Source organism: Enterobacter sp. D2 (assembly GCF_034427575.1).
Taxonomy (GTDB): Bacteria; Pseudomonadota; Gammaproteobacteria; order Enterobacterales; family Enterobacteriaceae; genus Enterobacter; species Enterobacter cloacae_M.
Genome location: NZ_JAXQPP010000001.1, coordinates 2,007,841 through 2,021,534 on the forward strand (window position 1 = coordinate 2,007,841; position 13,694 = coordinate 2,021,534).

17 protein-coding genes and 1 pseudogene are annotated in these 13,694 nt (G+C 55.0%); 11 read left to right on the top strand and 7 right to left on the bottom strand.

What is annotated here, in order from left to right:
- The first annotated feature begins 88 nt into the window (after positions 1 to 88).
- The 8 genes and pseudogenes from fliL (at position 89) to rcsA (ending at position 5,082) form a co-directional block, all read left to right on the top strand.
- On the top strand, positions 89 to 559 hold the full coding sequence (fliL, locus tag SPG90_RS09655) for a flagellar basal body-associated protein FliL (protein ID WP_023312306.1): 471 nt from the start codon (positions 89 to 91) through the stop codon (positions 557 to 559).
- A 4-nt stretch (positions 560 to 563) separates the two neighbouring features.
- Positions 564 to 1,568 carry a flagellar motor switch protein FliM gene (fliM, locus tag SPG90_RS09660; RefSeq protein WP_023312307.1) on the top strand — a complete coding sequence of 335 codons (1,005 nt, stop codon included), beginning with the start codon at positions 564 to 566 and terminating at the stop codon, positions 1,566 to 1,568.
- Positions 1,565 to 1,978, top strand: coding sequence for a flagellar motor switch protein FliN (gene fliN, locus SPG90_RS09665; protein WP_023312308.1), 414 nt, complete (start codon positions 1,565 to 1,567; stop codon positions 1,976 to 1,978). Before fliM ends, fliN begins: the two co-directional genes overlap by 4 nt.
- A 2-nt stretch (positions 1,979 to 1,980) precedes the next feature.
- Positions 1,981 to 2,355, top strand: a complete 375-nt coding sequence (gene fliO, locus SPG90_RS09670; RefSeq protein WP_023312309.1) for a flagellar biosynthetic protein FliO — start codon at positions 1,981 to 1,983, stop codon at positions 2,353 to 2,355.
- Positions 2,355 to 3,092 carry a flagellar type III secretion system pore protein FliP gene (gene fliP, locus SPG90_RS09675; protein WP_008500316.1) on the top strand — a complete coding sequence of 246 codons (738 nt, stop codon included), beginning with the start codon at positions 2,355 to 2,357 and terminating at the stop codon, positions 3,090 to 3,092. The genes fliO and fliP overlap by 1 nt, the downstream gene beginning before the upstream one ends.
- A gap of 9 nt (positions 3,093 to 3,101) precedes the next feature.
- Positions 3,102 to 3,371 carry a flagellar biosynthesis protein FliQ gene (gene fliQ / locus SPG90_RS09680; protein ID WP_008500315.1) on the top strand — a complete coding sequence of 90 codons (270 nt, stop codon included), beginning with the start codon at positions 3,102 to 3,104 and terminating at the stop codon, positions 3,369 to 3,371.
- 7 nt (positions 3,372 to 3,378) lie between these two features.
- Positions 3,379 to 4,171 (top strand): annotated as a pseudogene (fliR, locus tag SPG90_RS09685) (flagellar biosynthetic protein FliR); the annotation flags it as partial.
- 287 nt (positions 4,172 to 4,458) lie between these two features.
- Entirely contained in the window at positions 4,459 to 5,082 is a 624-nt protein-coding gene (gene rcsA, locus SPG90_RS09690) for a transcriptional regulator RcsA (RefSeq protein ID WP_008500313.1), read from the top strand.
- A 101-nt stretch (positions 5,083 to 5,183) separates the two neighbouring features.
- Here rcsA and dsrB read toward each other — a convergent pair whose 3' ends face one another.
- Entirely contained in the window at positions 5,184 to 5,372 is a 189-nt protein-coding gene (dsrB, locus tag SPG90_RS09695; RefSeq protein ID WP_013097741.1) for a protein DsrB, read from the bottom strand.
- A 129-nt stretch (positions 5,373 to 5,501) separates the two neighbouring features.
- Here dsrB and yodD point away from each other — a divergent pair, with 129 nt between their 5' ends.
- Together yodD and SPG90_RS09705 are read left to right on the top strand one after the other, a co-directional pair.
- Positions 5,502 to 5,729, top strand: a complete 228-nt coding sequence (yodD, locus tag SPG90_RS09700; RefSeq protein ID WP_008500310.1) for a YodD family peroxide/acid resistance protein — start codon at positions 5,502 to 5,504, stop codon at positions 5,727 to 5,729.
- Between the two features lie 301 nt (positions 5,730 to 6,030).
- Entirely contained in the window at positions 6,031 to 6,831 is an 801-nt protein-coding gene (locus SPG90_RS09705; protein ID WP_023312313.1) for a mannosyl-3-phosphoglycerate phosphatase-related protein, read from the top strand.
- Here SPG90_RS09705 and dgcQ read toward each other — a convergent pair.
- From dgcQ to SPG90_RS09720, 3 genes are all read right to left on the bottom strand, one after another.
- Positions 6,828 to 8,516: a cellulose biosynthesis regulator diguanylate cyclase DgcQ gene (gene dgcQ, locus SPG90_RS09710; RefSeq protein ID WP_126303825.1), complete on the bottom strand. Its 1,689-nt coding sequence runs from the start codon at positions 8,514 to 8,516 to the stop codon at positions 6,828 to 6,830. The two genes, SPG90_RS09705 and dgcQ, sit on opposite strands and share 4 nt — an antisense overlap.
- Before the next feature lie 73 nt (positions 8,517 to 8,589).
- Entirely contained in the window at positions 8,590 to 8,772 is a 183-nt protein-coding gene (locus SPG90_RS09715; protein WP_023312315.1) for a YodC family protein, read from the bottom strand.
- Between the two features lie 78 nt (positions 8,773 to 8,850).
- Positions 8,851 to 9,762, bottom strand: a complete 912-nt coding sequence (locus SPG90_RS09720; protein ID WP_023312316.1) for a DUF808 domain-containing protein — start codon at positions 9,760 to 9,762, stop codon at positions 8,851 to 8,853.
- Positions 9,763 to 9,940: 178 nt separating this feature from the next.
- Here SPG90_RS09720 and yedA point away from each other — a divergent pair, with 178 nt between their 5' ends.
- Positions 9,941 to 10,855: a drug/metabolite exporter YedA gene (gene yedA / locus SPG90_RS09725; RefSeq protein WP_023312317.1), complete on the top strand. Its 915-nt coding sequence runs from the start codon at positions 9,941 to 9,943 to the stop codon at positions 10,853 to 10,855.
- Here yedA and SPG90_RS09730 read toward each other — a convergent pair.
- The 3 genes from SPG90_RS09730 to SPG90_RS09740 form a co-directional block, all read right to left on the bottom strand.
- A complete protein-coding gene (locus tag SPG90_RS09730; RefSeq protein ID WP_047173118.1) occupies positions 10,827 to 11,318 on the bottom strand; it encodes a very short patch repair endonuclease in 492 nt (163 codons plus the stop codon). The genes yedA and SPG90_RS09730 overlap by 29 nt on opposite strands.
- Complete coding sequence (locus SPG90_RS09735; RefSeq protein ID WP_045403190.1) at positions 11,299 to 12,714, bottom strand: DNA cytosine methyltransferase; 1,416 nt, start codon at positions 12,712 to 12,714, stop codon at positions 11,299 to 11,301. The genes SPG90_RS09730 and SPG90_RS09735 overlap by 20 nt, the downstream gene beginning before the upstream one ends.
- 61 nt (positions 12,715 to 12,775) lie before the next feature.
- The gene (locus tag SPG90_RS09740) at positions 12,776 to 13,477 is read right to left on the bottom strand and encodes a phosphohydrolase (RefSeq protein WP_126303827.1); all 702 of its coding nucleotides are present in this window, start codon (positions 13,475 to 13,477) and stop codon (positions 12,776 to 12,778) included.
- Positions 13,478 to 13,694: the final 217 nt, after the last annotated feature.

Below are 13,694 nucleotides of genomic sequence, written 5' to 3' on the forward strand. Positions count from 1 at the left end.
TTATCCCCGTCTTTTCCACGCTTTGACGACAGCAGGACACGGGATAATCACCTTATTAAGCTGTACCGAAACAGGAAGCTCGTATCAGATGACTGACTCCGCTATCACCAAAAAAAGTAAGCGTTCCATCTGGATCCCGCTGCTGGTGTTGATCACGCTCGCCGCCTGCGCTACCGCGGGCTATAGTTACTGGCGTATGCAGCAGGAACCGACCACCGCTGCAGCCAAAGCTGAAGCACCTCCTCCGCCGGCTCCAGTGTTCTTCCCGCTGGATACCTTCACCGTCAATCTGGGTGATGCGGATCGCGTGCTTTACGTTGGCATTACGCTGCGCCTGAAAGATGAAGCCACCCGTTCACGTCTGAACGATTACCTTCCTGAAGTGCGCAGCCGCCTTCTGCTGCTGTTCTCTCGTCAGGACGCTTCGGCGCTGGCTACCGATGTGGGTAAGCAAAAGCTGGTCGACGCCATTAAACAAACGCTGGCGACCCCGCTGGTAAACGGCCAACCTAAGCAGGAAGTCACTGACGTTCTGTATACAGCATTCATTCTGCGGTAACGACATGGGCGACAGTATTCTTTCTCAGGCAGAAATCGATGCGCTGCTCAACGGCGACAGCGATAACAATGATGATCCGCAACCGGGTATTGGCGGCGATAGCGATATTCGTCCCTATGACCCGAATACCCAGCGTCGCGTGGTACGTGAACGTCTGCAGGCGCTGGAGATCATTAACGAACGTTTTGCACGTCAGTTCCGTATGGGGCTGTTTAACCTGCTGCGTCGTAGCCCGGATATTACGGTCGGTGCGATCCGCATTCAGCCGTATCATGAGTTTGCCCGCAACCTGCCGGTGCCGACCAACCTTAACCTGATTCATCTGAAGCCGCTGCGCGGCACCGGCCTGGTGGTGTTTTCGCCAAGCCTGGTGTTCATCGCGGTGGATAACCTGTTCGGCGGCGACGGGCGTTTCCCGACCAAAGTAGAAGGTCGTGAATTCACCCACACCGAACAGCGCGTCATTAACCGCATGCTGAAGCTGGCGCTGGAATCTTACAGCGACGCGTGGAAAGCGATTAACCCGCTGGAAGTGGAGTACGTCCGTTCTGAGATGCAGGTGAAATTTACCAATATCACCACCTCCCCGAACGATATCGTCGTTAACACGCCGTTCCACGTGGAGATCGGTAACCTGACCGGCGAGTTCAACATCTGCCTGCCGTTCAGCATGATCGAACCGCTGCGCGAGCTGCTGGTGAACCCGCCGCTGGAGAACTCCCGCAACGAAGACCAGAACTGGCGTGAAAACCTTGTCCGCCAGGTCCAGCATTCGCAGCTTGAGCTGGTAGCGAGCTTCGCCGATATCCCGCTGCGGTTATCTCAGATCCTGAAATTACAACCCGGTGATGTTTTGCCGATAGAAAAACCCGACCGCATTATTGCCCATGTGGATGGTGTCCCCGTGCTGACAAGCCAGTACGGCACGATTAACGGTCAGTATGCGTTACGCGTTGAGCACTTGATCAACCCGATTTTGAATTCGCTGAATGAGGAACAGCCCAAATGAGTGACATGAACAATCCGTCCGATGAGAACAGCGGAGCACTGGACGATCTGTGGGCTGACGCGTTAAACGAGCAAAAAGCACCCCCGGCCAAAAGTGCAGCGGATGCCGTATTCCAGCAGCTCGGCGGCGGTGACGTCAGCGGCACGCTGCAGGATATCGACCTGATTATGGATATCCCGGTTAAGCTGACCGTTGAGCTGGGACGCACCCGCATGACCATCAAAGAACTGCTGCGCCTGACGCAGGGTTCCGTGGTGGCTCTTGACGGTCTGGCCGGCGAGCCGCTGGATATTCTGATCAACGGTTATCTGATTGCCCAGGGTGAAGTGGTGGTGGTTGCCGATAAATACGGCGTACGCATCACCGATATCATCACCCCGTCTGAACGTATGCGTCGTCTGAGCCGTTAAGCATGAAAACCCAGGCAACAATATCACAGCCTTCTGCCGTTCCCGGCTCGCCTCTGCTCCAGGTGAGCGGGGCATTGTTCGGTATTATTGCCTTTATTCTTATCGCCGCATGGCTGGCTAAGCGCTTTGGCCTGGCGGGTAAAACCGCCGGTGCCCGCGGCCTGAAGGTCAGCGCCAGCACCACGCTGGGTCCACGCGAGCGCGTGGTCATCGTAGAGGTGGATGACGCGCGCCTGGTCCTGGGCGTCACGGCCTCAAACATCAGCGTATTACACAAGCTGCCGCCCGCCCCTGTTGTGGTGGACGAGCGCGCAGACGCCCCTGCGGATTTTCAGTCCGTCATGAAGAGTTTGCTTAAGCGTTCCGGGAGATCCTGATGCGCCGTTTGTTATCCCTGACGCTTGCGGGCGTTGGCCTGTTTGCTCCCGCGGTTTATGCACAGCTGCCCGGTCTGGTCTCCACCCCTCTCGCGGGCGGCGGACAAAGCTGGTCGCTTCCGGTGCAGACGCTGGTGTTCATCACCTCGCTGACGTTTATTCCGGCCATCCTGCTGATGATGACCAGCTTCACCCGCATCATCATCGTCTTTGGTCTGCTGCGAAACGCGCTTGGAACTCCTTCCGCACCGCCAAACCAGGTTCTGCTTGGGCTGGCGCTGTTTTTGACCTTTTTCATTATGTCGCCGGTTATCGACAAGATTTATACCGACGCCTATCAGCCGTTCAGCGAAGACAAAATCTCCATGCAGGAGGCGCTGGATAAAGGCGCTCAGCCGCTGCGAGAGTTTATGCTGCGCCAGACGCGCGAAGCCGACCTGGCCCTCTTTGCCCGCCTGTCCAACACCGGCGAGCTGCAGGGACCGGAAGCGGTGCCAATGCGTATTCTTCTGCCTGCCTATGTCACCAGCGAGCTGAAAACCGCGTTCCAGATCGGCTTTACCATCTTTATTCCGTTCCTGATTATCGACCTGGTGATCGCCAGCGTCCTGATGGCGCTCGGGATGATGATGGTGCCGCCCGCGACCATTGCCCTGCCCTTTAAGATCATGCTCTTTGTACTGGTCGACGGCTGGCAGCTGCTGGTCAGTTCGCTGGCGCAGAGTTTCTACAGTTAAGGAACGGCAATGACACCCGAATCGGTCATGATGATGGGCACGGAAGCGATGAAAATCGCGATTGCCGTTGCCGCGCCGCTGCTGCTTGTCGCGCTGGTTACCGGTCTGATTATCAGTATCCTACAGGCCGCCACGCAGATTAACGAAATGACGCTGTCATTCATCCCGAAAATCATCGCCGTGTTCGTGGCGATTATCGTGGCCGGGCCGTGGATGCTGAACCTGTTGCTGGACTATATGCGCAACCTGTTTACCAATCTGCCGTACATCATCGGCTGACCTGACGATGCTGCACTTCACCAGCGACCAGTGGGTTCAGTGGCTCGGCGTCTATTTCTGGCCGATGCTGCGCATCATGGCGCTGATATCCACCGCCCCGATTCTCAGTGAGAAATCGATACCCAAGCGCGTCAAGGTGGGGCTGGGCATTATCATCTCCATTATCGTCGCACCCTCTCTTCCCCCCGTGGATATTCCGATCTTCTCGGCGAACGCGGTGTGGGTGGCCCTGCAGCAGGTGATGATTGGCGTCGCCGTCGGCTTTACCATGCAGCTCGCCTTTGCCGCGGTGCGTACCGCAGGGGAACTGATCGGCCTGCAGATGGGGCTATCGTTCGCCACGTTTGTTGATCCCGGTAGTCATCTCAACATGCCCGTGCTGGCGCGCATTATCGATCTGCTCGCCATGCTGCTGTTCCTGTCGTTCAACGGCCATCTGTGGCTTATCTCCATGCTGGTAGATACGTTCCATACGCTACCGATTGGCGAAAATCCGGTGAACAGCAACGCTTTTCTCGCGCTTACTCGCGCTGCGGGGCTGATTTTCCTCAACGGGCTGATGCTGGCGCTGCCGATCATCACCCTGCTGCTGACCGTCAACCTGGCGTTAGGTTTACTCAACCGAATGGCGCCGCAGCTTTCAGTGTTTGTCATTGGTTTTCCGCTGACGCTGACGGTTGGGATTTTATTAATGTCATTACTGATGCCACTTATCGCTCCCTTCTGTGAACATTTATTCGGCGAGATATTCAACCTGTTAGCGGATATTGTCAGCGAGCTGCCACGCAAATAATAGCCCTCACTGTTGCTATTGTCTTTCTGAGGATATTCCTAAAATAAAACGCGTAAAACATCTTCCAGGATATATCTGACGCGGTTTAATTGTTTCTAACCATCTCACAATACTTAATATTTACTTTACTTTAAGAAGATTCCTGGCAAATTATACGTAACTTTACGGGATAGTGAGTCCGCCTGAAAGTCTTTGTCATGCTCACAGGTTTATTATTTTTTTCCATCCCGTATGGCTGTTTTGAGCTCTCAGGCAGATGGTGAATTATCGTTACGCATTGAGTGAGGGTATGCCATGTCAACGATCATTATGGATTTATGCAGCTACACCCGGCTAGGGTTAACCGGGTACCTGGCAAGCAGAGGGGTAAGAAAGAGAGACATCAACGATGCACACACCGTTGACGAACTCGCAGCCGCTTGTGACGAACTAAAACCAGGCGTGGTGTTTATTAATGAGGACTGTTTCATTCACGATCCAGCCAACAGTCAGCACATTAAGCAAATCATTAATCAGCATCCAAAAACCCTGTTTATTGTTTTTATGGCGATCGCGAATATCCATTTCGATGAGTATTTGTTGGTCCGTAAAAATTTATTGATCAGTTCTAAATCGATTAAACCCGAGTCGCTGGATGACATTCTGGGTGATTATTTGAATAAAGAAGTTAAAAATGTAGGAGCGGTTAACTTACCCACCCTATCATTAAGCAGGACTGAATCAAGTATGCTGCGAATGTGGATGGCGGGACAAGGAACTATTCAGATCTCTGACCAGATGAATATTAAAGCGAAAACCGTTTCGTCACACAAAGGAAATATTAAAAGGAAAATTAAAACGCATAATAAGCAAGTGATCTACCATGTGGTACGCCTGACCGATAATGTGACGAACGGGATTTTCGTTAACATGCGTTAGTCGCTTAAGACCTGTGCACCCTACCTTTGATCTCTGGCCTGGCCAGAGATTTTTGCTTCTGGAGAGGTTGTCGGGCACGCGGTGTGCTACCCGACGCCGTGCTACTCCGCCTTCTCGACAAAAATACCGTCCGGATGCCCCAGTTCGTTAAAAAACCAGATGCCGAGCGGGTAGTCTTCAAGCGATACCAGGTACATTGTGCCTTCGCTAAACTCTTCAATTGCCAGCACCACACCCGGGCGGCGCGGCCCACCGTCCGTTTTAACGGTTACCCGATCGTTGACCTTCATACATTCCTCCTCTGGTTTTGAGCCAGTGTAGAACAAAACGCAAAAACGCACATCGCCGCCCGGTGTGAATGGCGTTTTTATGCACAGTCTATACTTACCGTTGGACACGGTTGAATGAGGAACCCCGTAATGAAGACCGATAAAGAGTACAGCGACACCATCAAGCGCGAAGTCGAGGTGGATGTCGATGCCCTGCTGGCCGCCATCAATGAGATCAGTGAGTCAGAAGTCCGCCGGTCGGACGACAATTCGGACCGCGTCATTGTCAACGGAAGGGATTATCACACCTATCGCGAGCTGGCGGAGGCCTTCGAGCTTGATATTCACGACTTTAGCGTGTCTGAAGCCAATCGGTAGGGCGAAAAAAATCCCGGTCATGGGGATGACCGGGATCAAAACTTGCTTATGCAAGAAGCACTTGAAAATTCGTTACACCAGGAAATCTGATGTACATGCCACACTATCCCCAACGAATTTGGCTGACAAGCATATATTCTTACGATGAATATAATATTTTTAACATAATGCTTTTAGTTATGAGCAATAACACACGCCGAATGCGGGTTTGCCTGGGGAATCCCTCTTATCTGCGGTTTTCGCCTCAATCATTTTTTAGGAATTTTCTTAGGGCGAAACGCATCTGTTACCAGGAGTCGCTATGCCTTCACTGCGGGATACATTGCTGATTTTCTCTGACCTGGATGGTTCACTGCTGGATATTCACACCTATGAGTGGCAACCCGCCATGCCCTGGCTGGACAGGCTGCTGGATAATCAGGTTCCGGTCATTCTTTGCAGCAGCAAGACCGCGGCAGAGATGCTGGATCTCCAGCTGGATCTGGGGCTTGAAGGCTTGCCTTTTATTGCCGAGAACGGCGCGGTGATTCAGCCTGACGTGCGCTGGGATAAGATTCAGCGCCAGATCAGGGGGATGACGCACCGGGATATTCGCCCGCGAATCGAGCAAATTCGCCTGCAGACAGGCTATAAATTCACTACCTTTGACGACGTGGATGAGCACGTTATCAGCGAGTGGACCGGACTGACGCGCTACCGTTCGGCGCTTGCCCGCAAGCATGAAGCGTCCGTCACGCTCATCTGGCGCGATACCGACGAGAAAATGGTTCAGTTTGAAGAGGAGCTGGCGAATGTCGGACTGAAATGCCTGCAGGGCGCGCGCTTCTGGCATGTGCTGGACGCCCGCTGCGGCAAAGACGTTGCGGTAAACTGGCTAATTGAGCAATACCGCGAGCTGGAAGAGATTGAACCCACCACGCTGGGGCTCGGCGACGGTCCCAATGATGCGCCGCTGCTCGACAGCGTTGACTTCGCGGTAGTGATTAAGGGCATTAACCGTGAGGGCATCACGCTACGGGACGATAACCCCGCCCGGGTTTATCACACCCGACAGCCCGGCCCGGAGGGCTGGCAGGAGGGGCTGGATCATTTCCTTTCTTAATCCCGCCAGACGACCCGGTTACGCCCGCTCTGTTTGGCCTGATACAGCCGGACGTCCGCCACGGACTGCAGCTGTTCAAACTCGTAGTTTCCCGCTTCATCCGCGCTGCTGACCCCCAGCGACGCGCTGACGCGCAGGGTCGTGCTCTTCTTCACCAGGATCTCCTTACTGTTGATGCGGCAGCGAATACGGTCCGCGACGCTTCTCGCCTCCTCCAGGCCGATCCCCGGCAGGACGACGCAAAACTCTTCCCCGCCTACGCGCCCTGCCACATCATTCTTGCGTAACGCGCTGGCAATCAGCCCTGCCGTGTGGGAGAGCACCTTATCCCCGGCCTGATGGCCGAAGCGGTCGTTGATGTTTTTAAAATGGTCGAGATCGATCTGAATCACCGAGAACGGCAGCGACTGCTGGCGACAGGTTTCCGCCAGCAATTTTGCGCGGTCGAACAGCGCGCCGCGATTATTCAGCCGGGTAAGCGGGTCATGCCAGGCCTGCCACTGGAGCGAGTGCTGAAGCGTGTACATGTTACTCACCATGCGGCGGATCACCAGCCACGAGATCAACAGCATGGCGGTAAAGAGCGCCCACATCAGCGCCAGCACGATACTGATGCTGCCGAAGTCGTCCTGTACCCCTTCGTGCAGGGTGTGGATCCGCAGGACAACGCCGTCGAAGTGATCGAGCCGCTCCCAGCTCACAAAACGGCTTCCGAGGCGGATCCCGCCGCCGGTAGCGTGCTCAATCGCCTGCGCAATCTGCGCCGTTTCGCGTTCGTCAAAATGGTTAACCGCGTTTTCCGTATGGGCAGAGGTGGCGATCATATTGAGCCGGGTATCGTACAGCTGATACTCCCCTTCCGTTCGGTCTTCCGTCGCATCGGCCAGCAGACGCTGCATGGTGCCCAACGTAAAATCCATCGCCACAACGCCATACCAGTAATGATCGAAATAGATGGGGACGCTGGCGGTAATCGTACGTTCATCATTGGTCCAGGATGACGGGGTAGAGATAAACCAGCGCACCGCGCGCGCGCGATTGTTCCGCTCTGACTGCTGGGTAAACCAGGACTGCGTGACAAGATGGTAATAGCGGGAGGTAATGTCGCCCGCCTGGTCCGGCGTATCCGTGGAAATGAAAAATCCCGCGCGGGAGACGTAGATCACGCGCGCTTCCGTTTGCGCTCTCGACGACGCCAGCCTGAGCAGATACCCCACTTCGAGCGCGGCAGAAATTTCATGACTGATGCGCTCAGCATCCCGATTCAGAAGCGTGGTTTTATCCACGAACACATCCGAGACCCCGTTTATGGGAAGCGTGCGCTTTTTATCAACGGCAATCTGCCAGGTTGGGAGCATGCGGACGGTATTAAAGCGTGATACCGCATCCTGTAAGACTTCAAAGGCCAGCGGCGTCTCGATCGCATCATGCATGCCCTGACGGAAAAACAGCATCCTGTCCACGCTGTTCTGCAGCTGCCGGTCCAGAGAACTGGCCACCGTATCCAGATGATTGCGCTGGCTGGAGATGTAGGCCTCTTCCAGTACCACCACTTCACGCCAGGTCAGTAGGGTGGAAAATACCAGAACCACCAGAAAACAGAGATTAACAATCAACCCCGGATTGCTACGCTTATGCAGCCATTGCAAAAAGGATTCTCTTACAACAAAGGTATCGCGCTGCACACACACTCCCTGATCGCTGCCTTACACCCGGTACTGGAGATAAAAACGCCCGGCAAAGCCGGGCGTTATGTGATTAAGCCTTGTCCCGCTGGTGCTGCCCGTCCCCCGGCTGAAGCTCATCTTCACGAAATGCTTCCCGCTTGATGCCATAGCCATCGTGCCACCGACATTCCACCATTCCGCTGGAATAGCCGGTCACAATCATACGTGGGCCGCCCTTCTTAGGCTTAACTTCATCACTGACCAAAAAGACCATACCTGCCTCCTGTATCAGGGTGAAACTGTTTCAATTTAGACGAGGAATGGTCTTTTTGCATCCCACAACGGGTAACAATTAGTGCGACGTGCCGCGTATTTTTTCAACCAGCTTAACTGCCGCAACCACGATAGCGCCAATGATAAAGCCCAGCACCAGATTCAGCAGCGTGGGCAGAATTGCCGCGACAACGGCCCCCTGCGCCGAGGAAAAATGTTCGATAGCATGGTGCAGCGGCGCGATACCGTGAACCACGATCCCGCCACCCACGAGGAACATCGCCAGCGTGCCTACCACCGACAAACTCTTCATCAGCCACGGGGCCAGCACCAGCAGGCTTTTGCCGATGCCTCTTGCCACCGCGCTCGTTTTCTCTTCCAGCCAGTAGCCAATATCGTCCAGCTTGACGATCAGTCCCACCAGGCCGTAGACGCCGACGGTGACCAGAATGGCGATGCCGGAGAGGATCAGAACCTGATTCAGAAGCGGCGCGTCAGACACGATGCCCAGCGTAATGGCGACAATCTCCGCGGACAGGATAAAGTCGGTCCGAATAGCGCCTTTGACCTTATCGCGCTCGAAGGTTTTCGGATCCTGAGCGGCCAGCGCTTCAAGACGCTGCTGGCGCATCTCCGGCGTATCGCTCTGCTTGCGCGCGCTAAAGGAGTGCAGGACCTTCTCTACGCCCTCGAAGCAGAGAAACGCCCCGCCAATCATCAGCAGCGGCGTGATGGCCCAGGGAATAAACGCGCTGATCAGCAGCGCCAGCGGCACCAGAATCACCTTATTCAGGAAGGAGCCTTTTGCCACGCCCCACACCACCGGCAGTTCACGGTTAGCTCTTACCCCACTCACCTGTTGGGCGTTAAGCGATAAATCATCTCCCAGCACGCCTGCGGTTTTTTTCGCCGCCAGTTTCCCCATCACTGAAATATCATCCAGTAAGGTCGCAATATCATCCAGCAATGTTAATAAGCTACTTCCTGCCAAAATCTTAATCCTTCATTTTTTGGTAATTAGGTGAATAGTATGGAGCAAAAGCGCAAACCCGGAAACACCCACCTCGCGTCAACAAAAAATTCACATCAGCTACACAATTAAAGGGCTCGCCAGCGCGATAGTTTTCGCGTTTACTATCAGCGACCTTTTTATTTCGTCGTGAGGGATTATGCGTTTCCGGCAATTGCTACCGCTCATTGGGGCACTCTTTTCGCTGTACATCATCTGGGGCTCAACCTACTTTGTCATTCGCATCGGCGTGGAAAGCTGGCCGCCACTGATGATGGCTGGCATCCGCTTTCTCTCGGCTGGCGTGCTGCTGCTGGCCTTCCTGCTGCTGCGCGGGCATAAGCTTCCCCCGCTGCGCCCGATGATGAATGCCGCCCTGATCGGCCTGCTGCTGCTGGCGGTGGGAAATGGGTTTGTAACGATTGCCGAGCACCAGAACGTACCGTCCGGGATCGCCGCCGTGGTCGTTGCCACCGTACCGCTATTTACCCTCTGCTTTAGCCGCCTTTTTGGTATCCGCACCCGCAAGCTGGAATGGCTGGGGATTGGTATTGGCCTTGCCGGTATCATTCTGCTGAACAGCGGCGGTAACCTGAGCGGGAATCCGTGGGGCGCAATCATCATCCTGATTGGCTCGATGAGCTGGGCGTTTGGTTCCGTCTACGGTTCGCGTATCGAACTGCCGACCGGCATGATGGCGGGGGCGATTGAAATGCTTGCCGCCGGAATTGTGCTGCTACTCGCCTCCACGCTGACGGGAGAAAAGCTGACGACCCTGCCGCCTCTGTCGGGCTTTCTGGCGGTAGGCTACCTGGCGCTGTTTGGTTCCATCATCGCCATTAACGCCTATATGTTCCTGATCCGCAACGTCTCCCCGGCTGTCGCGACCAGCTATGCCTACGTCAACCCGGTCGTGGCCGTGCTGCTCGGAACGGGATTGGGGGGAGAAACGCTCTCACCTGTGGAATGGATTGCTTTAGGGATCATCGTGTTTGCCGTCGTGCTGGTCACCCTGGGCAAATATTTACTGCCCGCAAAACCTGTGGTCACGCCTTGCGAGGTGGAGAAACCTTAAGCAGGTGAATACCCTGCGTGTCGATCTGCGCGGTCTGGCCGCCGCCGCAGATCCACTCTTCCAGCCGTTCGGTCAGATCGGTATCGTTCAGTTTTAATCTGCCTCTCAGCGCGCACTCCCAGACGATCAGCACCCGCCAGCCCTGCGCAATCAGCGCGCTGAGATCCCGGCGGTCGCGCTCGACGTTCTTGCCAATTTTATCCAGCCAGAAATCGGTGCGCGTCGCGGGGACTTTAAACAGGTAGCAGTCGTGGTGATGCCAGAAACAGCCGTGGGTAAAGATGATGCACTGCCAGGCGTCGATGACGAAATCCGGGCGACCCGCAAGCGCGGGATCCTGCACGCGGAAATCAAACCCCGCCTGCGTCAGCAGCCCGGCCAGGCGCTTTTCGATGGCGGTGTCACGCGTGCCGATGGCACGCATATTTTTGCTGCGCGTGGCCTTATCGTGAACATCCGTCATTGACGGCCTCACCCTGACGGAGTGCCACCGCCTGTCTGATGCGCGAGGCCAGCAGTTTTGCCACGGCCGCGAACGCGGGAACCACCACCGAATTACCAAACTGGCGGTACGCCTGAGTATCCGAAACCGGAATGCGGAAGCGGTAGCCCTGCGGGGTCTCAAATCCCATTAACCGGGCGCATTCCCGCGGCGTTAAGCGTCGCGGACGGTGACGCTGGTTGTGCGGATCGTCGAAATCTTTTTCACCCAGCGCCTTGTCCCAGCCTCGGTCGATCAGGATCTCTGCCCCGTCCTTATAGTATCGAGCGGACAACGTGCGGGTCACGCTGTGCGGATCGTTGGGGTTTACCATTCCAAAACCGAAGCCGTTGCCCTTCGCCTGATGTTTCTTGGCATAGCGGTAGAGGTATTTCCACAGCACCGGGGTAAGAATAAATTTCGCGTCAACGACAGGTTCCAGCAGATCGGCCACGGTAGGACGACGCTCTGGATACAGAGACGGGATATCCCGCAGGGTGAAATCACCCTTGAGATTGAGGTCGCGGCGGAACCCCACCAGCACGATACGTTCGCGATGCTGGGGCAGAAAATGTTTCCCATCAATGATTTTGGGATCGTCCGCGCCCATGTCCTGCGAGTCGGCAACGTCATAACCCAGCTCATCCAGGGTCTGCATGATAATGCGGAAGGTTTTTCCGCCGTCGTGGCTCTTTAGATTTTTGACGTTTTCCAGCACAAAGATGGCCGGGCGGCAGGCATCGATGATGCGCGCCACATCAAAAAACAGCGTTCCCTGGGTATCGCAGGCAAAACCGTGGGCGCGTCCGAGTGCATTCTTTTTGGAGACACCGGCCAGCGAGAAGGGCTGACAAGGGAAGCCGGCCAGCAGCACGTCATGCGCCGGGATCGTCTGACGAATATGCTCGGCGGCCTGTTCATCGCTCACGCCGCTTTTATGGCTCAGGGTCACATCGCGGATATCCGCGTTGAAATGATGCTCGTGCGGATCGCAGTACCAGTTGGCCTTGTAGGTCCGGACGGCATGCTTGTTCCACTCGCTGGTAAACACGCACTGTCCGCCGATAGCTTCAAAACCGTGTCGGATACCGCCGATACCGGCAAACAGATCGATAAAGCGGAAGGCATAGTTCGGATGCGCGGCAGGAGGACGCGGAAGCAGGTTTTGCAGATAACGAAACTCGCCTTCACTCAGGCGACGCCCTGCGCGTTCGCTGGTCAGCAGACGCTTAAGGATCGCCGGGCTCCAGTGGCTCTCGCCGTGCGCCACCAGCATATTGGCCAGCGTTTTAGCATCATAGATATCCAACAGCTGGTGCAGCAACGCCTGCACCGTTGCCGTTGATTTCTCAGCCTGCTCGGGCGCGGGCTCTGTCACTGATAGATTTTCCTGCATTCTTTTAACCGGAGAGTAAAGACTGGGAACAGATTACCACAGTTCAGTTGCGCAAACTGCGACGGAAGCGGCTCAACACCTGGCTATCCAGCCCGATGCAGTCGCCGTGTAATTCGGCACTGAGTTTCGCCATAAACTGGATCAGGAAATCGGCATTGTGACGTGCCAGCTCGCGGCCCATTTCCGTTTGCATTGTATCAGGCAATCGCAGCAGCTTGGTCTGAAAATGGTCGAGGGCAAACGCACGATCGTCAAGGATACGCGCATCGGCAAAGGGATCGTCAGCATCAAAAAGCGGCACGCCCAGCGCGCCCGAGACGGCAAAGACGCGCGCCAGACCGATAGCGCCTAACGCTTCCAGTCGGTCTGCGTCCTGCACAATTTTGGCTTCCATGCTCTGCGGCGCAATCCCGGCGCTGAAGCTGTGCGCCTCAATCGCGTGCGCGACGCTGGCTGCGTGCTCTGGCGGAAAATCAGGGAAGTCGCGGCGCAGAATGTCACACGTCCTGCGCGCTGCCATCTGGGATGACCGGCCGCGTTCGGGATGGTTTTTCGGCAGGCTGACAATATCGTGGAAATAGCATGCGGTCAGGATCACCAGCGGCTCCACCGCCTGGTCAGCCATGATTTTTTGCGCCGTCATCCAGACCCGACGAAAATGCGAAATATCATGTGCGGTATCGTCGGTGCTGTGGTTTTCCTCGAGCCAGCGCTCAAATCGCTGCTGCCACCGGAAAAGTTCCATCGTCATATCCTGTTGTTTAAAATTGCATGAATTATAACATAGATAAATTAAATCAATTTAAAAATAGAATCACGAAATACTTAATAATAATTACACCATATAAATTCAATGAATTAATTCACAGGAAAAATAAAGAGATTAATAGAAATATCTGGAAATGTTTATTAGAATTTAATTACATTTATTTTCGAAACTAAATAACATTCCCTGGAATAGT

Bases quoted from the DNA above. Each gene is read 5' to 3' on its own strand.
- fliL (WP_023312306.1), top strand. From the start codon at position 89: ATGACTGACTCCGCTATCACCAAAAAAAGTAAGCGTTCCATCTGGATC.
- fliM (WP_023312307.1), top strand. From the start codon at position 564: ATGGGCGACAGTATTCTTTCTCAGGCAGAAATCGATGCGCTGCTCAAC.
- fliN (WP_023312308.1), top strand. From the start codon at position 1,565: ATGAGTGACATGAACAATCCGTCCGATGAGAACAGCGGAGCACTGGAC.
- fliO (WP_023312309.1), top strand. From the start codon at position 1,981: ATGAAAACCCAGGCAACAATATCACAGCCTTCTGCCGTTCCCGGCTCG.
- fliP (WP_008500316.1), top strand. From the start codon at position 2,355: ATGCGCCGTTTGTTATCCCTGACGCTTGCGGGCGTTGGCCTGTTTGCT.
- fliQ (WP_008500315.1), top strand. From the start codon at position 3,102: ATGACACCCGAATCGGTCATGATGATGGGCACGGAAGCGATGAAAATC.
- rcsA (WP_008500313.1), top strand. From the start codon at position 4,459: ATGTCAACGATCATTATGGATTTATGCAGCTACACCCGGCTAGGGTTA.
- dsrB (WP_013097741.1), bottom strand. From the start codon at position 5,372: ATGAAGGTCAACGATCGGGTAACCGTTAAAACGGACGGTGGGCCGCGC.
- yodD (WP_008500310.1), top strand. From the start codon at position 5,502: ATGAAGACCGATAAAGAGTACAGCGACACCATCAAGCGCGAAGTCGAG.
- SPG90_RS09705 (WP_023312313.1), top strand. From the start codon at position 6,031: ATGCCTTCACTGCGGGATACATTGCTGATTTTCTCTGACCTGGATGGT.
- SPG90_RS09715 (WP_023312315.1), bottom strand. From the start codon at position 8,772: ATGGTCTTTTTGGTCAGTGATGAAGTTAAGCCTAAGAAGGGCGGCCCA.
- yedA (WP_023312317.1), top strand. From the start codon at position 9,941: ATGCGTTTCCGGCAATTGCTACCGCTCATTGGGGCACTCTTTTCGCTG.
- SPG90_RS09730 (WP_047173118.1), bottom strand. From the start codon at position 11,318: ATGACGGATGTTCACGATAAGGCCACGCGCAGCAAAAATATGCGTGCC.
- SPG90_RS09740 (WP_126303827.1), bottom strand. From the start codon at position 13,477: ATGGAACTTTTCCGGTGGCAGCAGCGATTTGAGCGCTGGCTCGAGGAA.